Source organism: Bradyrhizobium sp. SZCCHNGR1005, assembly GCF_032489995.1.
Classification (GTDB): domain Bacteria; phylum Pseudomonadota; class Alphaproteobacteria; order Rhizobiales; family Xanthobacteraceae; genus Bradyrhizobium.
Window position 1 is genome coordinate 150,282 of sequence record NZ_JAUEZC010000001.1, and the last position, 25,359, is coordinate 175,640.

Genomic DNA, 25,359 nt, shown 5'->3' on the forward strand with positions numbered 1-25,359 from the left:
GTGAACCATGAGCAATTTCAGGACTGTTTCGGTCAAGGGCCGCACCTTTCGGGTCCGTGCCGGCGATGTCTTGCTCGACGGAGCGCTGGCGAACGGCGTCGAGATTCCATACGACTGCCGCGCCGGGACCTGCGGCACCTGCATGGTGCACGTCGCCAAGGGCCAGACCGTGTGCGGCGAAACGCATACACAGGGCATGGTTCATGCCTGTCAGGCGCGCGTCGTCTCCGACCTCGAGGTCGAAATGGAGGATGTGCCCGAGATCGACACTGCCCGGGCTCGGCTCGTCGGCTTGCGCGAGCTCGCACCCGACATCATGGAGCTCATGATCGCGCCGGAAAAGAGCATCAGCTATCTGCCGGGACAGTATTTCCGTTTCACCTTCAACGGCTTTCCGGCACGGGCCTACAGCCCTACCGCATCCTTCGACGGCCGCATCGGCGGACGCGTCATCCATCTCAACATCAAGCGTGTACGTGGCGGGCGGCTGACGTCGGCGCTCGGCACCAGCATCAGGCCCGGCCATCGGCTGCGCATCCAGGGTCCTTATGGTCATGCGTTCCTGCGTCCCGGCGGCTCCGGCCGGCTGATCTTGGCCGGGAGCGGCACCGGCTTCGCGCCGATCTGGGCCATCGCTTCCGTTGCCTTGCGCGAATCCAGAGAGCGCCCGATCGTCGTGATCGCGGGCGCGCGCCGGCTGCCTGCGCTCTACATGACTCCGGTGCTGGCGCAGCTGGCCCGATTGCCGAACGTCACGGTGATTCCGACGGTGGAGGAAGGACCTGCCAATCACCCGTCCATTCGCAGCGGTCGGATCGAGGCCCATATGCCGACACTGACCGCATCCGATGTGGTCTATGCCTGCGGCTCGCCGCGCATGGTGAGCGCACTGGCCGGTCTCGTCGAGAAGGCCGGCGCGACCTTCTACGCCGATCCGTTCGAGTCGGCGCCTGCGGAGGAGCCGGCCGGCCTGCTCGGCAAGCTCAAGACGCTGGTGGCGCGGCGACCTCAGCCACAAAGCAGCAGCGAGACGCCGATCGATCCTTTCGAGAAGGTGCTTTCGCTGGTGCCGACACAGTCCGCTGACGAGGAGATGCGCACCCAGCGGCCGCACGAACCGCGGCGCGGCGCACTTGCTGCCGATCGCGAGCATTCACCTTCGCGCATGCCGCAGCGTGCCGTTCTCGCGGATCAGGCAAATCAGCAGGACCGGTTGCGCAAGGGCGCAGGACAATTCGCCTGAGCCAACTCGCCTCAGGTCGTGCTTGAGGCGGTCAAATCAGCTTGCGCCGTGCCAGGCTGCGCATCAACGCGCCGACGCCGAAAGTCCAGGGCTCGCATTCGTCGCTGGGGCGCATGCGGTTGACGAGCTTGCCGAGCTGAGGCGCTGCGATGGTGACGATGTCGTCGCGTTTGTGGGTGAAGCCCTGCCCCGGCGCGTCGCGGTCCTTCACCGGCGCGAACATCGTGCCGAGGAACAGCGCAAAACCGTCCGGGTATTGATGCACCCGGCCGACCGTCTGGCCGACGAGATCGGTCGGATCGCGGCTGATCTTGCTGATGGATGAATGGCCGTCGAGCACGAAGCCGTCGGCGCCCTTCACCTCGAGCGCGACCTCCATCTGTCTGACGTCATCGAGCGAGAACGTCGCGTCGAACAGGCGCAGTAGCGGGCCAATGGCGCAAGAGGCGTTGTTGTCCTTGGCCTTCGACAACAGCAGCGCCGAGCGGCCTTCGAAGTCGCGCAGGTTGACGTCGTTGCCGAGCGTGGCGCCGACGATCTTGCCCTCGCTCGAGACCGCGAGCACGACCTCCGGCTCCGGATTGTTCCAGGTCGATTTCGGATGCAGCCCGGCATCCATGCCGGTGCCGACCGACGACAGCACGGGCGCCTTGGTGAAGACTTCCGCGTCCGGCCCGATGCCGACCTCGAGATACTGGCTCCAGGCGCCCTGCTCGATCAGCACCTGCTTCAGGTGCATCGCCTGATCCGAGCCTGGCTTGAGCTTGGAGAAATCGTCTCCCACGAGGCGCACGACCTCTTTGCGGATCGCCTCCGCCGAGGCCGGATTGCCGCGCGCCCGCTCCTCGATCACGCGTTCCAGCATCGAGATCGCAAAGGTGACGCCGGCGGCCTTGAGCACCTGCAGATCGACCGGCGCCAGCAGCCACGGCTTGGTGGAATCGCGCCTGTCGGGCGGCGTATTGGCAAGGATGGCGGCGAGATCGCCGATACGCTCGCCCTTGGCGGCGCGCAGCGCAGCGGCCGGATCGCCCTGTTCGCACAACGTGCTCACAGTCGGGAAAGCGGCGGTGACGTCGAATACGCCGTCGCCGCGCACCGCAACGACAGCGGGGCCTTCGACATCTGGCCGCCAAACGCGGCCGACCAACGTCCCCTTGGTGCCGTCGTCCGGCAACACGGCTTCAGGCGTCAAGGCGATCATGGCGGCGTTCTCCCGTGAGGCTTGTTGTCCGGCGAGAGGTAGCATTGGAGCGAAAGCGATCCAAGCTCGAACCGCTTGCAGTCATTCCAGGCTTCACGGATTGGGCGAAGTCTCGCCAACCACGGTCAAGAGCTGCGAGCGCCGGACGCGCTCGCGATGGGCGGTATAAAGACCGCTGGAAACGATGAAGACCGCACCGGTGATGGTCCAGGCATCCGGCACCTCGCCAAAGACGACGAAGCCGAAAATGCTGGCCCACAGCAACTGGATGTAGGAGAACGGCGCCAGCACCGAGGCGTCCGCATAACGGAACGCCAGCACCACGATCCACTGTCCCGTGGTCGACGCAACGCCGACCAATAGCCCGAACAGAACGTCGTGCCAGGTCGGCGCCACCCAGACCAGCGGCACCAGGGCCGATAGCACGCAGACGCCGGCGATCGACGAATAGGTCATCGTGGTCATCACATGCTCGCGCCCGCTCATCACGCGCGTCATCACCAGCGTGCAGGCCCAGGCGAAAGCGGATGCGATCGGAAACAGCGCCGCCATCCGAAACGCGCCGGTGCCGGGACGCAGGATGATGACGACGCCCGCGAGCCCGACCATGGTCGCGATCCAGCGCCGCAGCCCGACCTTCTCGCTGAGAAAGACGATCGACAGCGCCGTGACGAACAAGGGCGCAACGAAGCTGGTGGCTGACGCCTCCGCGATCGGCAGGTAACGCAAGCCGCTGATGAACAGGATCGAGGAGCCGAGCAGCGCCAAGCCGCGCAGCAACTGGAACCGAACACGCGTGGTCCGCAGCGCAAAGAGCGGCGAGCCGGGCAGCATCGCCGGAATCATGATCGCAGCGAATACGACGAAGCGCATCCAGGTGATCTCGATCGGCGGCAGCGTCTTGGTGAGATATTTCGCCGTGACGTCCGAGGTGGCGAGGAACAGCGTCGAGAGCAGGATCAGCGCGATGCCGCGGAACGGTCGGTCGGCCCGCGCGGGTGCGCGCCGTCGCGGCTGCGGCTTCTTCTCGGGCAAGGGGAGCGCTGCGCTATCGCGCCTCGCGGCTGCGCCGTGGGGCGGAGACACGATCAACCTCTGACTGCAGTGACGTGAACGACTCGGGCAAGGCCCGACAAGACGTCAATCGGACGCCGGCGGCAACCCGTAGAAATCGGGCAGCCGATATGCGCGTTTGCTCCGCGCAACAGGCGGTAACAATCTGTGAGCGATGCTGCACTACAGCATCGGTAATCCGCGCGGCTTCGGCCCGCGCGGAAACGCGCGATCGAGCGCAGCGATCTCGGCAGCCGCCAGATCGAGGCTTCCCGCCGCAGCATTTTCCGCTGCATGCTCGGGCGAGCCGGCTTTCGGAATCGCGAACAGCCCGGAGGCCCGGGTCAGGAAAGCGAGCGCCACCTGGCGCGGCGTCGCGGCATGCGCCTGCGCAATGCGCTGCAGCACCTGCCCACCCGGGCTCGTCGTCGTCGGAAAATCGTCATGACCGAACGGCGAATAGGCGACCACGGCGACACCATGCTCCCCGCACCAGGGGATCACCGCGTGCTCGATCGCGCGCTCCTGCAAATGATAGAGCACCTGGTTACAGGCGATCTGGCCGGGACCTGCGACCTCGAGCAGTTCATCGAGATCGTCGGCATCGAAATTGCTGACGCCCCATGAGCGGATCTTGCCCGCGCGTGTCAACTCATCGAAAGCGGCAACCGTCTCCGCGAGCGGATAGGAGCCGCGCCAGTGCAACAGGTAACAATCGAGCCGGTCGGTGTTCAGCCGCTTCAGCGAGCGCTCACAGGCCGTAATGGTGCCGCGGCGCGAGGCGTTGCTCGGCAGCACCTTGGAGACCAGGAACACCTCGTCGCGCCGACCGGCAATGGCGTCGGCGATGACGAGCTCGGCATCGCCATACATCTCCGCTGTGTCGATATGGCTCATGCCGAGATCGAGCCCGCGTTGCAGGGCGGCGATGGCGCGCTTGCGATCGCCGTGGTCGAGATACCAAGTGCCCTGCCCGATGACGGAGACGTCGGGTCCGCCGCTGCCGAAAGTTTTGTGCTTCATGGCCAACGTATAGCGGAGAGGCTGCGCGAGGTCGATTGCAGCGATATCAAAGCGACGTCACCGGGGCACGCGAAGCGTGAACCCGGAATCTCGAGCTTGTAGAAATGGATGCAAGCCACTGTCGAGATTCCGGGCTCGATGGCTTTGCCATCGAGCCCGGAATGACGGGCAAGGTTCTAGCCCGTCGCGGCAAGACCCGGCGGTTGCGCCGGCACCTGCGCGATCAGCCGCTTCATCTCGGGAATGCACGAGCCGCAATTGGTGCCGGCCTTCAGTGCAGCGCCGAGCGCAGCCGGCGTCCTGGCGCCGGCAGCGATGGCGTCGCAGATCGTGTTGCGGCCGACGCCGAAACACGCGCAGACGATCGGGCCGCCGCTCGCCGCTCCCTCGGGCGCCCGTCCCGACAATAGCATGCGGCGCTGCTCGTCATCGAGCGAAGCCGCCGCGAACATCTCCTTCACGACGTTCCAATCGCCGGCGTCGTGCGCCGGCCCGACGAACACGCAGGTCTCGATGCGCCCGCCGGTAAAGGAGGCCGCGCGATAGACCCCGCCGCCGAAATCCATGTATTCGGCGAGGTCCTCGCTCGCGCGCGCCTTCAGCCAGGCTGGCCAGCGCGCGAGGTCGCCATTGTCGGCGAACAGATAACCGAAGCCTCCGGCGACGGCCGCGCGCGCCCACCACAGGTGCTGCGGCAGCGCGAGTTCGGTGCGCGACAGCACGAAGCCGCGGAAGACATATTCGTAAGGCGCGACCGCCGCCGGCGTCGCCTTGGACTCCGGCTGCCCAGAGAACGGGTCGGTCGTGGAGCCCACCAGCGCGCCGACGCGGGCATGGGATGCGTTGGTCTCGTTCCAATGAATCGGCGCGAACAGCATGCCACGCTGCTGACGCTCGCTAACGACGACCTTCAGGATACATTGGCCGTGATCGGTGGTGATGCGGGCAAAACCGTCGTGCACGAGGCCGTATTTCAGCGCATCATCGGGATGCACCTCGACGAATGGCTCCGGCAGATGCGCGCCCAACCGCGGGCTCAAGCCCGTGCGCGTCATCGTGTGCCACTGGTCGCGGATGCGCCCGGTATTGAGGCGCAGCGGCCGCGCCGGCGTGGTCTCGGTGCGCAGTGCCGGCACTTCCGGCGCGATGAAGCGCGCCTTGCGGTCGTTGGTGAAGAAGCCGCCATCGGCGAAGAAGCGCGACCAGGGCGGCGTGCCTTCGCGCGCGGGCCACTGCACCGGCGCCAGCGCGTCGTAGTCCTCGTCCGACAGCGAGCGCAGCGCGCCGATATCGAAATCGCGCGCGCCGTCGTTCTCGAAGGCCGACAACGCAGCATGCTCGCGGAACACATCCGCGGCGGAGCTGTAGTTGAACGCAGCACCGAAGCCCAAGCGCCTGGCGACCTCGCTCAGCATCCACCAGTCCGGCTTGGCCTCGCCGGGAGCGTCCAGGAAGGCACGCTGGCGCGAGATGCGCCGCTCCGAATTGGTCACCGTGCCGCTTTTCTCGCCCCAGGCCTGCGCCGGCAGCAGCACATGCGGCCCGGCATTCACGGTGTCGTTCGAACGCACGTTCTCAGAGACCACGAACAGCTCGAGCTTCTTCAGCGCGGATCGGACGAGGTCTGCGTCCGGCAGCGACACCGCCGGATTGGTGCCGATCACCCACAGCGCCTTGATCTCGCCGCGCGCGATCGCCTCGAACATCGCGACCGCCTTCAGCCCCTCATGGGTGGCGATATCGGGCGCCTTCCAGAACCGCCTGACACGGTCGATGTCCGGCGGCGTGAAGGCCATATGCGCGGCGAGCTGGTTGGCGAGGCCGCCGACCTCGCGGCCGCCCATCGCATTGGGCTGGCCGGTCAAGGAGAACGGGGAAGCGCCCGGCTTGCCGATGCGTCCCGTCGCAAGGTGACAATTGATGATCGCATTGACCTTGTCGGTCCCCTGCGCCGACTGGTTGACGCCTTGCGAATACAGCGTGACGACGCGGGGCGTGTCGCGGAACAGCTTGAAGAAGGCCGCGACGTCCGGCTCCGACAGGCCGGTCGCCAGCGCGGTGGCGCCAATGCTGCCGGCAATGCTGCGGGCCCGCGCGAGCGCATCATCGAACCCGCTGGTGTGCCGCTCGATATAGTCACGGTCGAGCGCGCCGTGATCGGCGAGGTGCACGAGCAGGCCGGAGAACAATGCGGTGTCGGTGCCGGGCTTCACGCCGAGGAAAAGGTCGGCTTCGCTTGAGGTGTCGGTGCGGCGCGGATCGATCACGACGAATTTGGCGCCACGGCTCTGCTTGTTGGCGAGCATGCGCTGGTACAGCACCGGATGGCACCAGGCCGCATTCGAGCCGACGAACACCAGGAGATCGGCAAGCTCGAGATCCTCGTAAGCGCCCGGCACGGTATCGGCGCCGAAGGCGCGGCGATGGCCGGCGACGGACGACGCCATGCACAGCCGAGAATTGGTATCGACATTGGCGGAGCCGATGAACCCCTTCATCAGCTTGTTGGCGACGTAGTAATCCTCGGTCAGCATCTGGCCGGAGAGATAGAACGCCACCGCATCCGCGCCGTCGCGGGCAATGATGTGCTTGAGCCGGTGCGCGACATGGTCGAGCGCGTCGCTCCAGGCGACCCGCTCCATCACACCCTTGCAGCGGATCATCGGATAAAGCAGCCGGCCGTCCTGTGTGAGCGTCTCGCCGAGCGCCGAGCCCTTGGAACAGAGCCGGCCGAGGTTGGCCGGATGCGCCGGATCGCCGGCAATGGCGGCACCACCCTGGCCGTCCGGCTTGGCGAGCACGCCGCAGCCGACGCCGCAATAAGGACAGGTGGTGCGCACCGCGCGCAGGTTCGGATTGACAGCGTTCATGGTCGTGCGTGGTCCCTCTTCACGCGGCGCGCGGCCGCGCCGTCGCGCGGCCGAACATCATCTCGGTCCTGATCGGCGCGACCGGCTCGCGGGCGCGGATCAGGTCGCGATACCAGAGCGCATCCCTGGTGTCGCCGATCAGCACCGCGCCGGTCAGCCGTCCTTCAGCGACCACCAGCTTCTTGTAGATGCCGCGCCTGACATCGCTCAGCACGATGGCCTCGCTGCCGTCGGCGCCGATGTAGTCGCCGGCAGAGAACACCGAGACGCCGGAGACCTTGAGATTGGTCGCGACGACGCTGCCTTCATAGGCCGCGCTTGCGCCGGCCAGATGCCGCGCCAACACGCGGGCCTGGTCATGGGCCGGCTCGACCAAGCCATAACAGGTGCCGCGATGCTCGGCGCATTCGCCGAGCGCGAAGATGTCCGGCGCGCTGCTCTGCATCTGGTCGTCGACGACGATACCGCGATTGACGGCAAGACCTGCTTCCTTGGCCAGCGCGACGTTCGGCCGGATGCCGGCGGCGAAGATCACCGCCGCGGCCGCGATCCGGCGGCCGTCAGCGAGCGCGACGCCCTCCACTCTGCCGTCGCCTTCGATGCGCGCAGTATTGGCCTCGAGCAGCACCTCGATGCCCTTGCGTTCGACCAACGACTTCAAAAGGGCCGCCGCGGGCTGGTCGAGTTGCCGCTCCATCAGCCGATCCATCAGATGCAGCAGCGTCACCGGTGTCCCGGCACGAGCGAGCCCGTAGGCCGCTTCCAGCCCGAGCAGGCCGCCGCCGATCACGACCACGCGCTTCTTCTGCGCCGCGAGGGCCAGAAGAATATCGGCGTCGCGGCTGTCGCGAAACGTGTGCACGCCGGTCAGATCCGCGCCCGGAACGTTGAGCCGGATCGGCAACGAGCCGGTCGCCAGCACCAATTTGGAGAACGCGATGCTCTCGTCATTCTCCACCTTCAGCTCGCGCCGGCCGACATCGATCTCGGTGGCGCGCGCACCATATTTCAGGGTCACGCCGCGCTCGCGCCACCATGCCGCCGGCTTCAGCTCGATCTCGTGCGAGCCGACCTCGCCCGCGAGCACCGACGACAGCAGCACGCGATTATAGGCGAGTCTCGGCTCTTCGCCGATCACGGCGACCGCATAGCGGCCGAGCGCAGTCTTCGACAACTCCTCGACCAGCCGGGCTGCGGCCATGCCGTTGCCGACGATGACAAGCGGTTCGCTCAAAGCTCTTACTCCGCGGCCTGCTTGTTGCCGTAGGCTTCCGCAATCATGTAGTTCGACAGCGTGCCGTAAGCCGCGGTCCAGGCGTCCGCGACCTCCGGCGTCCAGGCATCGCCCAAGCCCTTCTCCAGCGTCCAGAGCAAGGCCGCACCGACCACCGGATAGTGCTCCGGCTTGGCGCCGTAGTCGACGTGACGGATGGCGAGCGCGCTTGCCGCCGGCAGGATGGCTTCGAGATTGGTGAGACCGTTGACGACCACCGCAAGCGTCGCCATCAGCTTCTTGCGCTGCTCGGTGAGATCGTCGGGAAACAGGGCCCGCACCTGCGGGGCGACTTCGAAGAGCCGGTCGTAGAAGATCATGGCGGCCTGATCGGAGATCGGCGCGACCTTGGCGAAACTGTCTTGGAGCAGCGTGATCTGTGAAGGCGTCATCTGGGCGATCCAATGGTTTGAGGAAAGGCCATTCGTCAGACGAAGCGGATGGTGGTCGAGCCACCATCCGCCCCGCAGCGTCAGATGCGGGCTTCCGCAAGGCTCGGCGCGCCGGCGGTTTCCGGCGCGCGGCGCAGGTAGAACCACCAGGTGAGCGCCAGGCAGACTGCGTAGAAGGAGAGGTAGACGATGAGCGCAGTCTGCGGGCCGCCGGTCGCCGCGATCGACTTGCCGAAGCCGCTCGGGATGAAATAACCGCCGACCGCACCGATCGCGCCGATGAAGCCGACCGCCGCACCGCTCTCGATGCTCGCGGTCTTCAACGCCGCAAGACGTGCGGCATCGCCCTGGCCCTTCACCTTGTGCAGATTTTCCTCGCGGAAGATCGACGGGATCATGCGGTAGGTCGAACCGTTGCCGATGCCGGTGGTGACGAACAGAACCAGGAACGAGACCAGGAAGCCGGTGAAGTCCTTGACGCCGACGAAGTAGAGCACGCCGATCGTCGCGGCCACCATCGCGATGAAGTTCCAGAAGGTGATGATGGCACCGCCGATGCGGTCGGCCAGCAGGCCGCCGAGCGGACGCGACAGCGAGCCGACCAGCGGGCCGAGGAAGGCGATTGCGATGGTCATCGCCGGAAACTGCGTCTTGATGAGCAGCGGAAACGCCGCCGAATAGCCGATGAAGGACCCGAACGTGCCGATATAGATGAACGACATGATCCAGGTGTGCTTGCGCTTGACGATCGCAAGCTGGTTCTTGATCGAGGCCTTGGCTGAGGTCAGGTTGTTCATGAAGAAGGTGGCGCCGAACACCGCGATCGCAATCGGCAGCACCCACATCAGGCCGGCATTCTGCAGGTAGACGCCGCTGACGGGACTGGCCTGGTACAGATTGATGAGGCCGAGGCCCATCAGGATCGGGGTCAGCAGCTGCACGCTGGATACGCCGATATTGCCGCCGGCCGCATTCAGCCCGAGCGCCCAGCCCTTCATGCGGTCGGGATAGAAGAAGGAGATGTTGGTCATCGACGAGGCGAAGTTGCCGCCGCCGAGGCCGGCGGTCGAAGCGACCAGCAGCATCAGCCAGAACGGCGTTTCCGGATGGCTGACGAAATACGCAAGCGCCAGTGTCGGGATGAACAGGATCGAGGCGGAGAAGATGGTCCAGTTGCGGCCGCCGAACGTGGTCACCGCAAACGTATAGGGGAAGCGCATCAGAGACCCGATCAAGCCGGGCAGCGCGACCAGTTGAAACAACTCGTCGGTCGAATAATGAAAGCCCGCCTGCGGCAGCTTGGTCGCGACGATCGACCAGATCAGCCACACCGAGAAGCCGATATGCTCGGCGACGATCGACCAGATCAGATTGCGCCGGGCGATGATCTTGCCCGTCTTATTCCAAAACGTCTCATCCTCCGGATTCCAATCCGAGATCCAGGTCGGGTTCTGTTGGCTCATGCGAGATGTCCTTCACACGCGCGCACGCACGGGTGCACGCTCTGGGGAGGCCCCAGGCTGGCGATTTCAAATGTCGGGTGATGTGAGCTCAGCGACGGCGTCGGTGGCGTCTGCAAGCTCTTTCATTCAAGCTTCGTGCCAGCGACCACGGAGAGAGGTCTTTAAAAGAAATCAATTACTTATAGCTGCCTAAAAACAGGTCAGCCGATCAGAGGCGCCCCCAAATTTTGCGATTCGCCCACCTCCTGTGCAACGCACAAGAAGTGGGCAGTTAACTCGCCGGCTATTCCGCCGCCTCGGCAGCCGTTGCGCCCAACGGTTTCGGCGCAATCCCGGCCCCGGCCTTCATGCGGAATTCATAGGTCATCAAATGCCAAGGCGCGGCGACGGATTCGCCGTCCGGCATCACCGGATCCGTGCGTCGCTCGACCTGCGCGATGAGTTCGTCCTTCACGCCGAACACGACGTCACTGTCGAGATATTTGTCGCCCCCGATGAAGACGTGGGTGATGAGAGGCTCGTAACCCTTGGCATCGACCAGAAAATGCACATGCGCCGGCCGCATCGGATGGCGCTGCGCATAGAGGATCATTTCACCGACAGGACCATCGGTCGGGATCGGATAGCTGCATGGCAGGATGGTACGGAAGAAAAAGCGGCCGTCGGAGTCGGTGATGAAGCGAGCCCGCAAGGATGGCCCCTCCGTCTCATAGGCCGGCCGCTGCGAATCGTAGAAGCCTTCGTCGTCGGCGTGCCATACGTCGACCGCCGCGCCCGCGACCGGCGCACCGGCGGGATCCGTGACCCGGCCCTGCACGAACATCTTCTCACCCACGCTCGTTCCAGAGATATCCGTGCCATGAGCCATGACCTTGTGCTCGCCGACATAGAACGGGCCGAGCACGGTGGTCTCGGTGGCTCCTCCGCGCTCGCGATGATTGACCGCATCGACCAGCATGGACACGCCGAGCACGTCGGACAGCAGGATGAACTCCTGCCGGCTCGCGGTGCATTTCTGCCCGGTGCGGGTCAGGAAATCGACCGCACTCGCCCATTCGTCGAAGGTAGGATTGGTCTTGCGGACATAGTCGTGCAGCGACTTCACCAATTCCTGCAGCAGGAATTTCGTCCGCGCATCCGGCGTGCGCTCGAAGCTGGCGACGACGGCCTCAGTGAGCTGGGCTTCGTTGAATTGGGTCATTGGCAGTCCTCCCTTGCGTCAAGGCTACACCAGGCATGCTACCTCTGTAAGCTGGCTCCCTTGGAATGGTAGCCGGTTTTCGGCTATCAAGATCATGTCGCGAAGAAGAGACCCCAACGAAACCCGCACGACGGATGGAGATGCCCCGATGCTTGCCCCCACGACCGCCGTCCCCGAATCCGCTGGCATGTCCAAGGCTGCACTCGAGCGGATCGATGCACATCTGAAGGCCCGTTATGTCGACAGCGGCCGCTTCCCGGGCACCCAGCTGCTGGTCTATCGACGCGGCCACGTGGTGCATATGAGTTCGATCGGGCTTGCCGATGTCGAGCGCAACGTGCCCGTCAAGGACGATACGATCTACCGCATCTACTCGATGACAAAGCCGATCACCTCGGTCGCCTTCATGATGCTGTTCGAGGAAGGCAAGGTCGCGCTCGACGACCCCGTCGCCAAATATATTCCGGAATGGAAAAACCTCGGCATGTTCGTCGCGGGCACCGCGCCCGCCTTCGTGACCCGGCCGCCGGCCCGGCCGATGCAGATCGTCGATCTGTTGCGGCACACATCGGGCCTCACCTACGGCTTCCAGCAGCGCTCCAACGTGGACGCAGCCTATCGGGAGGCGAAGATCGGCGCGGTGGAAAAGGCCGGTACGATGCAGTCGATGATCGCAGACCTCGCAAAAATCCCGTTGGAATTCTCCCCGGGCGAAGCCTGGAACTACTCGGTCTCGACCGACGTGATCGGCTACCTGATTGGCAAGATCGCCGACCAGCCGTTCGAGCAATTCCTGAAAGAACGCATCTTCGATCCGCTCGGGATGAGCGACACCGATTTCCACGTACCGGCCGCCAAGGCGCACCGGCTCGCCGCATGCTATTCGGCCGATGCGGGCGGCGGACTGAGCTTCCATGCCGCCGAGCGCAAAGGCGGCCTCACGCTGCAGGACGACCCGGCCACCAGCACGTTCCTGTCACCGCCGGATTTCATCTCGGGCGGCGGCGGCCTCTGCTCCACCTCGTCTGACTATCTCACCTTCTGCCGCGCGCTGATCAAGGGCGGCGAGCTGGGCGGCGTGCGCCTCCTGGGACCGAAAACGCTGCAGCTGATGACGTCCAACCACCTGCCCGGTGGCGTCGACCTGCCGGCGATGTCGCGCTCGATGTTCGCGGAGGCAGCCTATAACGGCATCGGTTTCGGACTCGGCTTCTCGGTCACGATGGACCCAGCAAAGACACTGATCCCGGGCAGCGCCGGCGAATATGCCTGGGGCGGCGCGGCCTCCACCGCATTCTGGATCGATCCCGCCGAGGAGCTGATCACGATCTTCATGACCCAGGTCCTGCCGTCGAGCGCCTATCCGATCCGGCGCGAGCTGCGTACCATGGTCTACGCCGCGATCACAGATAGCAATCTTTGATCGACAGCACCAGAAATGTTGCAACGGCGGCGCGCGCGGAACCTGCCATCTGCGCGGTAAAGCGCTTGGCGAATGGTGATCGCCCCTCCTATGCTGACGATGATGTGAACGGCTGCCCGCCGCAACATGTGTTGCTGAGGCAGCCGCGCCGGCATGATATCCTGCAGCCTTCTTGAGACCAGCGCGTGCTGGACCTGATGCCTCAAGGTCTCCTGTCGCCGCACCCATGGGCGCATCGGGGGCAATTAGAAACGGAACACCGTTGCCGAAGCTCTCCCTGCCCGTCCGGCTTGCCCTCCTGGTCGCAGGGACCACGCTACCCTTGATCGTGTTCGCAGGTGGCATCGTCTTCCACAACTACGTACAGGACCGCAACGAGGCCCGGCAACGCGTGCTGGACACGGTGCACAGCATCCGTTTGACGCTCGATGCCGAGATGCAGAGGATGACCGGAGGAGTGCAGGTCCTCGCGCTCACCGATGCTTTGAAGTCTGGCGACTTCGAACGCTTCCGCCCGATCGCGATGGGCTTCCTCGAGCAGTACGGCAAGGACGGCACCATCCTCGTCTGCGACCGCGACGGACATCAGCTGTTCTCCTCCGCAACGACCGATACGGCAAGCCTGCCTGCGCGCAACAACCGGGAGATCGTCGAACAGGTCTTCAGGACGCGGCAGCCGCAATATTCGAACCTGTTCTTCGGCGCCATGAAGAGACAACAGGTAGTGACAGTGGAGGTGCCGGTGTTTCGCGACGGCGAGGTAATCTACGAGATCTCCTTCAGTCCGCCGATCGCGATGTTCCAGACCATGCTGGAAAAGCAGCAACCGAGCACCGATTGGACGCTGTCACTGCTCGACCGTGACGGCATCGTCTTCGCCCGCGTTCCCAATCCCGCTGATACGATCGGCAAGCGCGCGTCCGACTCCGTATACGAAGCGATGATGCAACGGCAGGAAGCAACGCTGTCGAGCGTCTCGCTCGACGGCGTGCCGCTGATGTCGAGCTTTACCCATTCCGCACTCACCGGCTGGATCATCGGCGCTGGGGTTGCCGAACACTCGCTGGTTGCGCCGCTGTGGCGTAACCTCGCCGTCACCAGCCTGATCGGCGGCGTGCTGCTCGCCATCGGGCTCGCCTTCGCGGTGCGGATGGCGACCACGATCGCACGCGGCGAAATGCTGCACGACCTCCTGATCGAGGAGCTCAATCACCGGGTCAAGAATACGCTGGCGATCCTGCAGGCGATCGCCGTGCAGACCTTCCGCAGTGCGAGCCGCACGGAGCGCGAGAAATTCGAGGGACGGCTCGGCGCGCTCGCCGAGGCGCACAACCTGCTCAGCAAAGAGAAATGGCAGGGCTCCGAACTCGACGACGTGATCAGGCGCGTGCTGAAGCCCTACCAGCTGAGCAGCCCCGATCGCTTCAAGATGTCCGGCCCTCAGGTGCCGCTGTCGCCGCGGCTCGCCCTCGTGCTGTCGATGATCGTGCACGAGATCGCGACCAACGCCGCCAAATATGGCGCGCTCTCCAACGACAGCGGGACGGTCGATCTCTCCTGGGATCTGCTTCTCGACAAGGATGTGACCAAGTTGCAAGCCCCGAAGCTCAGGATGGTATGGCGCGAATCCGGCGGCCCCGTGGTGGCCGCGCCGATCCGGCGCGGATTCGGCTCGCGGCTGATCGAGCGCAGCGCCCGCGACCAGCTCGGCGGCGAGGCCACGGTCGACTTCCTGCCGCGCGGCGTGGTCTACACCATCACTTGCGCCCTGGAGCAGTGATTTGGAGCAGTGATTTGGAGCAGTGCCCCGGGGAGCAGTGAGCGGTCTCAGCCGAACCTCTGCAGGGCCGGAAAAGTCTCCAGGAGCCAGATGCTGAAGCTCGACACCGCGCCGGTCAAAAAGCCGATGCCGGTGACGATCATCAAGACGCCCATCGCGCGTTCGATATTGACGAGGTGGCCGCGCATCCGCGCGAGCAGCGTGGAGAATTGCTCGATCATGAAGGCTGCGATCAGGAACGGAATTCCGAGCCCCGCCGAATAGACCGCGAGCAGGCCGGCGCCCTTCGCGACGGTGGCTTCGGCTGCCGCAATCGACAGGATCGCGGCCAGGATCGGGCCGATGCAGGGCGTCCAGCCGAAAGCGAAGGCAAGCCCCATCACATAGGCCCCCCAGAGTCCGACGGGCTTTGGAATCGGCAAGCGTCCCTCACGCATCAGCAGGCTGATGCGGGTGAGCCCCAGGAAGTGCAGGCCCATCACCACGATGACGATACCGGCCAGGATCGAAAGCTCCTGCGACCAGGTCCGGATCAATTCTCCGATCAGCGAGGCGCTCGCGCCCAGCATGACGAAGACGGTGGAGAAGCCGAGCACGAACAGCGCGGCCGAAATCATCACGGCGCGTTGTGAAACTGCCGGGGGCTCGTCGCTCTCGATATGCTCAATCGTTGCACCGGTCAGATAGACCAGATAGGGCGGGACCAGAGGCAGCACGCAGGGCGAGAGGAAGCTGACGAGGCCCGCGATCAGCGCAGCCGGAATCGACACGTTTTGAATCATGCGGTACCTGCAAAGTCCTCGCCGGGGCCGAACGCCAGCAGCCGGCGCTACGCCGCGTCATGCAGCCGATGCAGGAAATACGCAAGAGAATGCGCGGACAGTTGGGCCGGCCACATCGCCCCTGTGAACCGGGTTATCAGCCATTTCAACCGGGCTTCAGCCAAAGGGACCGGTTGCGCCGATCACAAACGCGCCATTCAACGCGTCCAAGACATGGTGGTGATCTACTTGACGAGCCTCAGGAGCGGCCGCCGGCGCTGGCCCGGCTGAAGTTTCGGATCGCGCAGCTTGTTCGGATTGTCAGCCTGGACCATCTCGTCGCACAGGGCCTGCAAATCCTCCTCACTGAGATCATTCAGCTTCATCCGGAGGTCGAGAACCGCAACCGAAACCAAATGCGCCGTATCCCGCTGACCTGCTGCGGCCAGCGCTGCGCGGCACTGCTCAAGCGTGGCAAGCACAGCAAGCATCTGTTCGTCTGAATTAACCACAGCCATATTCCGTTTTTAGCCAATAACGAAGTACAAGTGGGTTGATCCCGTTGGTGCGCACGGCCCGCGGACGCAGCATATCTGCCCCTTCCGACCTTTGCGTTACCCTCTCCCTGCCCGCGCACCACAGGCCCACCATCCCATGGACGCACGGATCGAACGCTCGGTGCAAAGCCTGACGGCCCATGTCGATCGACTTCAAGTCGGTCGACCTGACAAACCGTTCAGCACGATAGCATGTCGCGCCATCTCCTTCGAATACCATTTCGTTGCAGCTCGATAAAAAGCATCCCTGGTCAAAACCAGCGTAAGATCCCGTCATTCGCCACACCGGCAGGCTGGCCGCGACCGGTATGACGGTACGGCCAAGATCACACATCTCTCGTTCCGGCATGGCAGATCGGCCAACATCGGCCTCAAAATCCATGGCGCGGAACCAACCATGTCCGTATTTTGGCGTCTATCAGTCTATCAGGCGGAGACGGCTTGTATGCGCTTTGCAAGGGAACGGGGCGTTCCTCAGGAGGAACACCGGACCGATGGTCCAGACCAGCCCGCGCTGGATGCGGCGGGCTTTGCAGAGGCTGCGGGACCGGGGCTTGTGCCGGGCGATTCGACTATCGCTGATAGCGGCGGAGGACCCGCCCTGGGCAGACCGCCACTGCGCGGCCTGGCGGGCAAATCCGGACCACCTAAGGTCGCGATCGGCAAGCTGCCACTTCCCAGCTTGCACGACTGGGACGCCGCACGCATTTTCCTGGAGGTCGTGCGCGCAGGGAGCTTCCGCTCGGCCGCCGAGCGGCTCAGCCTCTCCATCAATGCGGTGCGCCGTCGCATCGATGATTTCGAGCGTCAGGTCGGCGCGACACTATTCACCCGGGACGTGCATGGCGCCAGACTGACCGATGAGGGCGCCCTGGTGGTGTCCGCGGTCGAACGCATGGAGGCGGCCGCCTTCGAGCTCCTGCGCGCCGGCGACAGCGTCGCCAACGCGGCCTCCGGCGAGGTCAGGGTCGCCGTGACCGAAGGACTCGGCACATTCTGGCTCGCGCCGCGCCTGGTCGAATTTCAACAATCGTTTCCCAATATCTCGATCGATCTCCACTGCGCGATGCGATCTGCCGACGTGTCGCGGCATGAGGCCGACGTCGCCATTCATCTGTCACGGCCTGCTGCGCTCGACGTCAAGCTGGTCAGGCTCGGCCGCATGCACCTGATGTTCTTTGCGAGCCGGAAATATCTGGAAACACACGGCTCGCCCAAGACGGTTGACGATCTCGCCAAACACCGCATGGTGTTGCAGGTCGCGGATGAAGCCGCTGCGAACGAAGCCTTCGTGAGCCTGTTTCCCGGTCATGATCAGCGTGACCTGATAGGGATGAGGACGAATGTCTCGAGTGCAAACTACTGGGCCGTCGCCCATGGGGCCGGAATCGGGGTATTTCCGACCTATGCCTGTGCGCTAGGCGGGAAGATTATACCTCTTGAGGTTGATTTGCGCTGGTCTTACGATATCTGGCTGACGTATCATGCGACAAGCGGCCGCATCCCTAGGGTGCGGCACATGATCGACTGGCTTGTGGAGGCCTTTAACCCCGGCAAATACCCGTGGTTCAAGGACGAATTCATCCATCCACAACAACTTAAAACAGTATATATGGGTGAACCCCTGACCCATCTGTTCGGGGGATTTTCAACTGAAGGACGGTAACACTCGAATGAACAAATCAGCGGCAAAAAAAATGAAACAGCGCAGTGCCGGCAAACCTGACATTGAACTCGGTAAGCGCATTCGGCTGCGGCGCGTGGAACAAAAGATCTCGCAGGCTGAACTCGGCGAAAAGCTCGGGGTGAGCTTCCAGCAGGTTCAGAAGTACGAGAAGGGCGTCAATCGCGTCGGCGCTGCGCGTCTGCAGCAGATTGCCAACGCGCTCGATGTGCCCGTCACCTTCTTCTATGACGGCGACGGCAAGGCGCGTGAGGTCGAGAGCCTCCTGTTTCTGGACAGCGCTTTCAGCCTGCGGTTGCTACGCGCCTACAGCAAGATCAAGGACCAGACCGTGCAGCGTCAGCTGGTGGCCCTGATGGAATCGATCGCGGCCAACGAGGAATAGAATAGAGCCGTATCTGACGTCGTCAGATACGACCACCTCATGCCAGTGAAGTAGTTTCGCTCGAGGGCGCGACTTGGGGGCGCCGAGCATGATGCTAACTCGAGCGAGTTCACTGCATCGGTGTCGATAAGACAGGCCATCCGGCGGGATGAGCCATTTGACAAGACGACAAGCCATAGTGGCCGGGCTCCCCCGGCCTTATCGGCCGCAATGGCCAGCTTTGGCGTCACGTCCCCTAGGTTTCATCGGAGTCATTCGCCTGACGCCCATTCGGCAGTCCGGCGGCCTTTGCTGCTGCGGCGACCATTTTGCGGAGTCCGGCGCTTGGCCCCCCCCGTGTGACCGCTTACGCCTCATGATTGATGGTAACGCGAGATGAATCGGCGCTACCGGCGCGCCGAGCTCCATCGACCTCAAAGCGCCCGATCACTCCCTTCGCGATATCGATCGCGCCGCTCGGGCGCCGAGATGGCGACGCCAAGTTGCCGAGGGATGAGAGCCGGCGCGCCATGGGCGATCAAGCTCACGGGCGACGCTTTCATTGATTCCGAAGACCACCGCGACGGGCCACCTCGCTTCCGCAGGAAAGCGCAAGCCGCAGTCCAACGGGAGTGAGCCGCTCCCCGCGCGCCGCTCCTGACGCAAAAGCGGCGCTTCATTTTGCGGCGCCCGTGCCCGCAAAATCGTCTTGCCGCCCTGCGGGCACAGATGTCAGTTTTCTGACATGAGTGCAGTTCAGCGACATCCGACCAATGTCCGGGACGAATACGCCGCCATGACACGGCAACGCATCGTCGCGGCGTTCGTCGAGACTCTCGAGGACGAGGCTGCCGACGATACGTCCATGGCCGCCGTCGCAAGGCGCGCCGGCATCGCCGAGCGGACCATCTACCGTCACTTCAAGAACCGCGCCGAGCTGATGGAAGCAGCCGCCGAATGGATCGAGAACAGCGTGTTCGGCTACATCCCGTTCAGCACGCCGGACGAACTGCCGACGACCTTCCGTGAGCTGTGCCGGCGCTACGACCGACATCCGCAGCTCGCGCGCGCCCTGGCGCTGACACGTGCCGGCCGCTCCATGCGCGCGGAATTCCGCCGCCGCGTGATCCGGCAGCATCGCAAGGCGATGGCCCCGCTCGTCAGGAATTTGGCGCCGAAGGAGGCCCGGCAGGCCGAGGCCCTCGCCGCCTATCTCAACAATACGCTGGCCTGGAATGCGCTGCGCGAGGACTTCGGCATGTCGAGCGCCGAGATCGCCGACGCGATCGAATGGGCGACGACGACACTCCTGAAGAACGTTCGCCGGCGGGATGCGGCTGCTGCGAAGCAGGCGACGCCTGCCGCCGACGCATCATCGCGCAAAGGCCGGGCGGCCAAGCCATAGGCATAGCAAGGACGATTGGTATGGTGCTCGTGCCGGACACTGCAGACGACCTTCTGATCGATGCCACGCAGGAGGTCCGGCTCCGCCAGGATCTGGTCCTGACCGCGCTGGGCCGTCGTCCCGCCTGCCGCGCGCTGCAGGTCGGCCGCCTGCTCGACGTGCACAGCCGCACTTGGAGCGAAGATCAGGAGATCGTCTTCAAGGGACGGCGTATCGCCTGGGTCGGCCCGGCCGGAAGCTTTCCGGGCGAGGTGGGTGAACGCGTGCATCGGCCGGATCTCGCTGCCGTGCCCGGCTTCGGGGAGGTGCACAAGCACATCGAGAGCTCGCATCTGACCCCCGAATGGGAGGCAGCCCTGGTCCTGCCGCGCGGCAATACCTGGACCTGCGAGGCGAGCCACGAATTCTCGAACGTCAATGGGGTACGCAATCTCGAGTTCTGGTTCGAAGCGCGCCGCCGTGGTTCGCCGCTGAAGATCTTTCCGCAGCCGGGCTCAGCAGTGCCGCCCACCGCCTATGAGTGGGGTGGCGGCTGGTATGGCGGCGCGGAGCAGGCGCGCTTCATGCGCGAGAGCCTGATGGTCACCGGCCTCGACGAGGTGATGGACTGGCCGGCAGTCTGGAATCCGGACAATCCCTCCTATGAGCGGCTCTGGAGCATGATCGGCGCGACCTTCGCGGCGCGAGGGGTCGTCGAGGGCCATGCCTCGGGCTTGCGCGAGCTGCCGGAGATCAACGCCTTCGCCGCCGCCGGCCTTGCCTCCGACCATGAGGTGCAGACGCCGGAGGAAACCTGGGACAAGCTGACCCGCGGTCTCTTCATCGAGCTGCGCATCTACGCGATGCCCGAGATCGTCGCCTGGCTGCTGAAGAAGGGCCTTAAGGACTGGTCGCAGATCGCATTCACCACGGACGACCGCAGCGCCAGCCACACGCTGGCGCTCGGCGCCAGCGATCACAATGCGCGCGTCGCGATCGAGGCCGGTCTTGCTCCGGAAATCGCGATCCAATGCCTCACCATCAACCCCGCACGGCATATGCGGCTGACACCGTTCGTCGGCAGCCTCGCGCCCGGCCGATTCGGTGACGTCGTGCTGTTGTCGGACGTCGAGAACCTCATGATCGCGGAGGTCTGGGCCGACGGCCGCCAGGTCTCAGAAGGGACGCGCTATCTCGGCGAGGTGCCCCGCATCGCCTGGCCGGACTGGGCCACCAAGACGATCAACATCAAGCGCGAAATCATGCCGGAGGATTTCGCGCTGCCGGCTGCCGCCGGGCGCACGACGATGCAGGCGGCCGTGATCCGCCCATTCCATTGGCATCCCGATTTCTACTCGTTCGAATTGCCCGTGCGTGACGGCGCCGTACAGCGCGACGAGAACCTCGCCATCACCAAATTCGCCATTGTCGATCGCTTCTCGGGCGATGGCCGGGTGTCGAAGATGTTCTGGAAGGGCTGCGGCCCGCGCACGCCGGAGACGGCGCTGGCCTGCTCGGTCGCCCATGACAAGCACAACATCTGGGTGGTCGGCTCGTCGGATGCAGCGATGGCCAAGGCCGTCAACGCGCTCGTCGCCCAGCAGGGCGGTTGGGCGCTCGTGCGCGAAGGCGAACTCGCGGCTACCGTCCGCTTCGAGGTTGGCGGTCTCATGAGCTGCCGTTCCGCCGAGGCGCTCGATGCGGAGATGCAAGCCCTCTACGCCGAAGGCCGCAAGGTCGACTGGATGTACGAGCCGACGTTCCGGCCGCGCTGGTATCCCGGCTTTCCCGAGCGGCTGATGTTCGCGACCCTGACCTGCGCGCCCTGGAGCTGGGTCCTGGTCGCCCCCTGCGAGCAGGCACCGCTCGGCTTCATCAACGTGCAGACCGGCAAGACCCACCCGGTGGTGTGGTGATCAGGCGTCGAAAGACCGCGCAAGGACGGAGACCGCGATGCAGGACATGACGAAGGCGCAACCCGCTGCGGCATCCGTGGCAGCGGCTTCGGGAGGATCATCGGCTCAAGACGGCGGCGTGCTCGACCGCTTCTTCAAGCTGACCGCGCGCGGCACCACGATCGGCCGCGAGATCATGGCGGGCGCCACCACCTTCGCCGCGATGGCCTACATCATCGCAGTCAATCCAGCCATCATGTCCAATGCCGGGATGGATCGCGCCGACCTCGTGAGCGCCACTGCGCTCGCGGCGATCTTCGGCTCGGTGCTGATGGGCCTGTCGGCCAACCTGCCGCTCGCGGTCGCCCCCGCCATGGGCTCCAACATCATTTTCACCTATGTCATCGTCAAGCAGATGGGCATGCCCTGGCAGGGAGCGCTTGCCATGGTCGCCTTCACCGGCGTCCTGTTCCTGATCCTCAGCCTGACGAGATTGCGTGAGCGTGCCGCCAGGGACGTTCCTGAGACCCTGAAGATCGGTATCCAGGCTGCGGTCGGCACGCTGATCGTGTTCATTGCGCTGCGCGGGGCCGGCTTCATCGTGGCGAGCCAGTCGACCTATGTCGCGATGGGCTCGCTGCGCAGTCCGCCGGTCGCGCTGACATTGGCGGGCCTGCTGCTGACGCCGGTGTTGGTGGCCCGCCGCGTGCCGGGCGCGCTGATCATCTCGATCGCGGTTCTGACCCTGATCGGGCTGGTCGTGCCCGGTGCCAACGGAAAGATGGTCACCTCGATGCCGCAGACGCTGCTGTCGTGGCCGCGCTGGCCGGCAAGCACGTTCATAGCAATGGATATCGGCTATCTCGTCAGCCATTTCCTCATTGCCCTGCCACTGCTCTTCTATTTCCTGTGCGCCGAGTTCTTCTCCACGCTCGGCACGCTGATCGGCGTGACCGGTGCCGCCAATCTGCGGCGCCCGGATGGGTCGATCCCCAACGCGACGGCGGTGTTCGCGACCGACGCGACGGCCTCGATCGTGGGCCCCCTGCTCGGCACCTCGGTGGTGACCGCCTATATCGAGTCGATCACCGGCGTGCAGGCCGGCGGCCGCACCGGGCTGACCTCGCTGACGGTGGCCGCCTTCTTCTGCCTGGCATTGTTCTTCTGGCCGATCTTCGTGATCGTCCCGCCGCAGGCTACCGCGCCGGCCCTGATCATGGTCGGCGTCCTGATGATGCAGGGGTTTGCGCGCGTCGACATGACCGACCTCGCGACCGCGGTGCCAATTGTCCTGATGCTGCTCGTCACCGTGCTGACCAATAATCTGATCAATGGCATGGCGCTGGGCACCCTCAGCTATGTCGCGCTCGAACTCGCCTTCGGCCGGGGCGGCCGGATCGCCGGAATGGTGTGGGGCCTCAGCGTCGTCTTCATCGCCTATGCCGTCGTCACCGCCCAGATCTTCTGACGAGGACGGCTAAAGGGATTCACAGCGCATCGAGCACGGCCCGGGTCACCTCGGCGGTGCCGGCACTGCCGCCGAACTCGATCGGCTTGAGGCCGGACGCATAGACCTTGTCGACCGCCTGCTCGATCCGCTGGGCCGCTTCAGCGGCTCTTTCGATGCCGCTGACGTCGGCGAGCCAATCCAGCATCATCGCGGCCGACAGGATCATGGCGGTCGGATTGGCCTTGCCCTGCCCCATGATATCGGGCGCGGTGCCGTGGCACGGCTGGAACACGGCGTGACGATCGCCGATGTCGGCTGAGGGTGCCATGCCCATGCCGCCGACGAGACCGGCGGCGAGATCGGACAGGATGTCGCCGAACATGTTCTCGGTGACGAGGACGTCGAAGTCCCAGGGCCGCTTCACCAACATGAGAGCGCAAGCGTCGATGTAGAGATGGTCCGTCTTCACATCCGGATGAAGGTGAGCGACCTCATCGAAAATCTTGCGGAAGTAAGCGAAGGCCTTGAATACATTGGCTTTGTCGACGCAAGCCAAGGTGCCGGAGCGGCCGCGCGCCTTGCGGCGGGCGGCAAGCTTGAAGGAGAAGTTGAACAGCCGCTCCGACGTCTTGCGGGTGATGACGAGCGTCTCGCGCGCATCCTCATGCGTGACCACGCCTTTCCCCATCGAGGCGAACAGCCCCTCGGTCGACTCGCGGATCACGACAAAGTCGATGCCGCGCTCGGCGGCGCCGACGATCGGGCTCGGCACGCCCGGGATCAGCCGCGCCGGCCGTACGCCGGCATAGAGGTCGAAGTGGAAGCGCAGCTCGATCTGCGGCGCGATCTCGGTGTTGTCGGGGTAGCGCACCGACGGCAGCCCGCAGGCGCCAAGGAGGATCGCGTCCGCCTGCTCGCACAGCCGGATCGTGGAGTCGGCGATCGACACGCCGGTGGCGAGATAGTTGTTGGCGCCGGCCTGGGCTTCCGTGAAGCGGAACGAAAGACCCGCCCTGGTTTCGACCTTGCGCAGCACTTCGAGCGCGGGCGCCATGACCTCCGGGCCGATGCCGTCGCCGGGGAGGACTGCGATGTGGAGTGCATTGGTGGTGGGCATGGTTTCTTCGCGATCCGAGTGAGTTAGGGTCGTCATTGCGAGCGAAGCGAAGCAATCCAGGGCCCAGGTTGAGACTCTGGATTGCTTCGTCGCTTCGCGCTCCTCGCAATGACGAAAGAGCGGGTGAGTACTACGGCGTCAGCACGGCGCGGCCGACCAAACGGCCCGCTTGCAGTTCGCGAAGCGCGTCATTGGCCCTGGCGAGCGGCATCGGCGTCACCGGGATCGGCGCGATCTTCTTCGTCCTGACAAGATCGAGCAGCTCCTGGGTCTCCCGGAGGTTGCCGACGTAACTGCCCTGAATGGTGATGGCCTTGATCGGAATCAGCGGCAACGCCCACGGCGCGCCGCCGCCGAACAGGCCGACCATCACGAGCTTGCCGCCCTTGGTCAGACAGTCGAAGCCGAGCTGCGCAGTGGCGGCATTGCCGACCAGATCGATCGCGGCGCGGATCGGCTCGCCAGCCTTCTTGACCAGTTGCTCCAACGCATCGGGCGCCTTGCCGTCGACGGTCGCGAGCGCGCCGGCCGCCTCCGCCGCCTCGCGCTTCTTGGCATCGATATCGACCACGATCGCGCCCTTGCCGCCCATCGCCTTCAGCAGCGACAACGCCATCAGGCCAAGTCCGCCGGCGCCGAAGATCACGATCGGCGTGCCGAAATCCTTCTCGACCTTCTTCAGCGCGCTGTAGGTGGTGACGCCCGAACAGGCGTATGGCGCCGTCGTGACCGGATCGAGTCCCTTGAGGTCGAGCAGGTAGCGCGGGTGCGGCACCGTCATGTGGTCGGCATAGCCGCCGTCGCAATAGACGCCCAGCGAGGCCGGCTTCAGGCACATATTCTCGTCGCCGGCGAGACAGGTCGCGCATTTGCCGCAGCCGATCCATGGATAGACCAGCACGACATCGCCGATCTTGAGCCCACCCTTGTCGGCCTCGGTCACCTCCGGGCCGAAGGCCAGGACCTCGCCCGCGCTCTCGTGGCCCATGATCCGCGGCAGCGACACGCCGCGGTCTTTCAGGGACAGCGGCTTGCGGCCGTGGCCGAGATCGTAGCCGCCTTCCCAGATGTGCAGATCGCTGTGGCAGACGCCGGCTGCCTTGACCTTGACCAGCACCTGCGTGCCCGAGGGCTGCGGGGTCGGCTCGTCGATCTCGTGCAGCGGCGCGTTGAAATCGGTGACCTTAAAACTCTTCATGTTCCCTCCGGTCGCGCTGCGCAT

Annotated in this window: 20 protein-coding genes; 9 read left to right on the forward strand and 11 right to left on the reverse strand. The window is 64.8% G+C overall.

The genetic code is table 11. From position 1 onward, the window contains the following. Window positions 1-7 precede the first annotated feature (7 nt). Window positions 8-1,243 carry a 2Fe-2S iron-sulfur cluster-binding protein gene (locus tag QXZ85_RS00635; protein ID WP_316173655.1) on the forward strand — a complete coding sequence of 412 codons (1,236 nt, stop codon included), beginning with the start codon at window positions 8-10 and terminating at the stop codon, window positions 1,241-1,243. 31 nt (window positions 1,244-1,274) lie between these two features. Here the strand turns inward: QXZ85_RS00635 and QXZ85_RS00640 are convergent, their stop codons facing one another. The 8 genes from QXZ85_RS00640 to QXZ85_RS00675 all read right to left on the reverse strand — a co-directional run bounded on the left by QXZ85_RS00640 (window position 1,275) and on the right by QXZ85_RS00675 (window position 11,722). Next, window positions 1,275-2,447, reverse strand: a complete 1,173-nt coding sequence (locus tag QXZ85_RS00640; RefSeq protein ID WP_315741560.1) for a fumarylacetoacetate hydrolase family protein — start codon at window positions 2,445-2,447, stop codon at window positions 1,275-1,277. Between the two features lie 93 nt (window positions 2,448-2,540). Beyond that, window positions 2,541-3,482 carry a DMT family transporter gene (locus QXZ85_RS00645; RefSeq protein ID WP_409977537.1) on the reverse strand — a complete coding sequence of 314 codons (942 nt, stop codon included), beginning with the start codon at window positions 3,480-3,482 and terminating at the stop codon, window positions 2,541-2,543. A gap of 201 nt (window positions 3,483-3,683) precedes the next feature. Further along, window positions 3,684-4,523 (reverse strand): aldo/keto reductase, encoded by an 840-nt coding sequence (locus tag QXZ85_RS00650; RefSeq protein ID WP_316173653.1) that lies wholly within the window; start codon window positions 4,521-4,523, stop codon window positions 3,684-3,686. A 176-nt stretch (window positions 4,524-4,699) separates the two neighbouring features. Next, window positions 4,700-7,393: a molybdopterin-dependent oxidoreductase gene (locus QXZ85_RS00655; RefSeq protein ID WP_315769238.1), complete on the reverse strand. Its 2,694-nt coding sequence runs from the start codon at window positions 7,391-7,393 to the stop codon at window positions 4,700-4,702. 19 nt (window positions 7,394-7,412) lie between these two features. After that, entirely contained in the window at window positions 7,413-8,627 is a 1,215-nt protein-coding gene (locus QXZ85_RS00660) for an NAD(P)/FAD-dependent oxidoreductase (protein WP_315769240.1), read from the reverse strand. Between the two features lie 5 nt (window positions 8,628-8,632). Next, window positions 8,633-9,058 (reverse strand): globin family protein, encoded by a 426-nt coding sequence (locus tag QXZ85_RS00665; RefSeq protein ID WP_315706997.1) that lies wholly within the window; start codon window positions 9,056-9,058, stop codon window positions 8,633-8,635. Window positions 9,059-9,138: 80 nt separating this feature from the next. Then, window positions 9,139-10,521, reverse strand: coding sequence for an MFS transporter (locus QXZ85_RS00670; protein WP_315706998.1), 1,383 nt, complete (start codon window positions 10,519-10,521; stop codon window positions 9,139-9,141). 283 nt (window positions 10,522-10,804) lie between these two features. Next, complete coding sequence (locus tag QXZ85_RS00675; RefSeq protein ID WP_315741565.1) at window positions 10,805-11,722, reverse strand: dioxygenase; 918 nt, start codon at window positions 11,720-11,722, stop codon at window positions 10,805-10,807. 148 nt (window positions 11,723-11,870) lie between these two features. On the opposite strand from QXZ85_RS00675, the gene QXZ85_RS00680 reads away from it, so the two are divergent. Next, window positions 11,871-13,145, forward strand: coding sequence for a serine hydrolase domain-containing protein (locus QXZ85_RS00680; protein ID WP_315769242.1), 1,275 nt, complete (start codon window positions 11,871-11,873; stop codon window positions 13,143-13,145). 262 nt (window positions 13,146-13,407) lie between these two features. Then, window positions 13,408-14,925: a sensor histidine kinase gene (locus QXZ85_RS00685; RefSeq protein WP_315741567.1), complete on the forward strand. Its 1,518-nt coding sequence runs from the start codon at window positions 13,408-13,410 to the stop codon at window positions 14,923-14,925. Between the two features lie 47 nt (window positions 14,926-14,972). On the opposite strand, the gene QXZ85_RS00690 is transcribed toward QXZ85_RS00685, so the two are convergent. After that, window positions 14,973-15,707: a cytochrome c biogenesis CcdA family protein gene (locus QXZ85_RS00690; RefSeq protein ID WP_315707002.1), complete on the reverse strand. Its 735-nt coding sequence runs from the start codon at window positions 15,705-15,707 to the stop codon at window positions 14,973-14,975. A gap of 59 nt (window positions 15,708-15,766) precedes the next feature. On the opposite strand from QXZ85_RS00690, the gene QXZ85_RS00695 reads away from it, so the two are divergent. The 6 genes from QXZ85_RS00695 to QXZ85_RS00720 all read left to right on the forward strand — a co-directional run bounded on the left by QXZ85_RS00695 (window position 15,767) and on the right by QXZ85_RS00720 (window position 23,038). Continuing rightward, a complete protein-coding gene (locus QXZ85_RS00695) occupies window positions 15,767-16,189 on the forward strand; it encodes a hypothetical protein (protein ID WP_315765470.1) in 423 nt (140 codons plus the stop codon). A 451-nt stretch (window positions 16,190-16,640) separates the two neighbouring features. Then, window positions 16,641-17,909, forward strand: coding sequence for a LysR family transcriptional regulator (locus tag QXZ85_RS00700; protein WP_409977531.1), 1,269 nt, complete (start codon window positions 16,641-16,643; stop codon window positions 17,907-17,909). A 7-nt stretch (window positions 17,910-17,916) separates the two neighbouring features. Beyond that, window positions 17,917-18,312, forward strand: a complete 396-nt coding sequence (locus QXZ85_RS00705; RefSeq protein ID WP_315707004.1) for a helix-turn-helix transcriptional regulator — start codon at window positions 17,917-17,919, stop codon at window positions 18,310-18,312. Between the two features lie 775 nt (window positions 18,313-19,087). Continuing rightward, window positions 19,088-19,696, forward strand: coding sequence for a helix-turn-helix domain-containing protein (locus tag QXZ85_RS00710; protein WP_315769244.1), 609 nt, complete (start codon window positions 19,088-19,090; stop codon window positions 19,694-19,696). A gap of 20 nt (window positions 19,697-19,716) precedes the next feature. Next, complete coding sequence (locus QXZ85_RS00715) at window positions 19,717-21,591, forward strand: adenine deaminase (RefSeq protein WP_315769246.1); 1,875 nt, start codon at window positions 19,717-19,719, stop codon at window positions 21,589-21,591. A 37-nt stretch (window positions 21,592-21,628) separates the two neighbouring features. Further along, window positions 21,629-23,038, forward strand: a complete 1,410-nt coding sequence (locus tag QXZ85_RS00720; RefSeq protein WP_315769248.1) for an NCS2 family permease — start codon at window positions 21,629-21,631, stop codon at window positions 23,036-23,038. A gap of 19 nt (window positions 23,039-23,057) precedes the next feature. Here QXZ85_RS00720 and QXZ85_RS00725 read toward each other — a convergent pair whose 3' ends face one another. After that, entirely contained in the window at window positions 23,058-24,137 is a 1,080-nt protein-coding gene (locus QXZ85_RS00725; RefSeq protein WP_315707008.1) for an isocitrate/isopropylmalate dehydrogenase family protein, read from the reverse strand. Window positions 24,138-24,267: 130 nt separating this feature from the next. Next, window positions 24,268-25,335, reverse strand: a complete 1,068-nt coding sequence (locus tag QXZ85_RS00730) for an alcohol dehydrogenase (RefSeq protein WP_315729084.1) — start codon at window positions 25,333-25,335, stop codon at window positions 24,268-24,270. Window positions 25,336-25,359 lie beyond the last annotated feature (24 nt).

What these genes read in the sequence shown, in the direction of transcription:
- QXZ85_RS00715 (WP_315769246.1), top strand. Translation starts at nt 19,717, where the DNA reads ATGGTGCTCGTGCCGGACACTGCAGACGACCTTCTGATCGATGCCACG.
- QXZ85_RS00725 (WP_315707008.1), bottom strand. Translation starts at nt 24,137, where the DNA reads ATGCCCACCACCAATGCACTCCACATCGCAGTCCTCCCCGGCGACGGC.
- QXZ85_RS00635 (WP_316173655.1), top strand. Translation starts at nt 8, where the DNA reads ATGAGCAATTTCAGGACTGTTTCGGTCAAGGGCCGCACCTTTCGGGTC.
- QXZ85_RS00695 (WP_315765470.1), top strand. Translation starts at nt 15,767, where the DNA reads ATGCAGCCGATGCAGGAAATACGCAAGAGAATGCGCGGACAGTTGGGC.
- QXZ85_RS00640 (WP_315741560.1), bottom strand. Translation starts at nt 2,447, where the DNA reads ATGATCGCCTTGACGCCTGAAGCCGTGTTGCCGGACGACGGCACCAAG.
- QXZ85_RS00690 (WP_315707002.1), bottom strand. Translation starts at nt 15,707, where the DNA reads ATGATTCAAAACGTGTCGATTCCGGCTGCGCTGATCGCGGGCCTCGTC.
- QXZ85_RS00710 (WP_315769244.1), top strand. Translation starts at nt 19,088, where the DNA reads ATGACACGGCAACGCATCGTCGCGGCGTTCGTCGAGACTCTCGAGGAC.
- QXZ85_RS00655 (WP_315769238.1), bottom strand. Translation starts at nt 7,393, where the DNA reads ATGAACGCTGTCAATCCGAACCTGCGCGCGGTGCGCACCACCTGTCCT.
- QXZ85_RS00730 (WP_315729084.1), bottom strand. Translation starts at nt 25,335, where the DNA reads ATGAAGAGTTTTAAGGTCACCGATTTCAACGCGCCGCTGCACGAGATC.
- QXZ85_RS00675 (WP_315741565.1), bottom strand. Translation starts at nt 11,722, where the DNA reads ATGACCCAATTCAACGAAGCCCAGCTCACTGAGGCCGTCGTCGCCAGC.
- QXZ85_RS00665 (WP_315706997.1), bottom strand. Translation starts at nt 9,058, where the DNA reads ATGACGCCTTCACAGATCACGCTGCTCCAAGACAGTTTCGCCAAGGTC.
- QXZ85_RS00680 (WP_315769242.1), top strand. Translation starts at nt 11,871, where the DNA reads ATGCTTGCCCCCACGACCGCCGTCCCCGAATCCGCTGGCATGTCCAAG.
- QXZ85_RS00700 (WP_409977531.1), top strand. Translation starts at nt 16,641, where the DNA reads ATGTCCGTATTTTGGCGTCTATCAGTCTATCAGGCGGAGACGGCTTGT.
- QXZ85_RS00705 (WP_315707004.1), top strand. Translation starts at nt 17,917, where the DNA reads ATGAACAAATCAGCGGCAAAAAAAATGAAACAGCGCAGTGCCGGCAAA.
- QXZ85_RS00650 (WP_316173653.1), bottom strand. Translation starts at nt 4,523, where the DNA reads ATGAAGCACAAAACTTTCGGCAGCGGCGGACCCGACGTCTCCGTCATC.
- QXZ85_RS00720 (WP_315769248.1), top strand. Translation starts at nt 21,629, where the DNA reads ATGCAGGACATGACGAAGGCGCAACCCGCTGCGGCATCCGTGGCAGCG.
- QXZ85_RS00670 (WP_315706998.1), bottom strand. Translation starts at nt 10,521, where the DNA reads ATGAGCCAACAGAACCCGACCTGGATCTCGGATTGGAATCCGGAGGAT.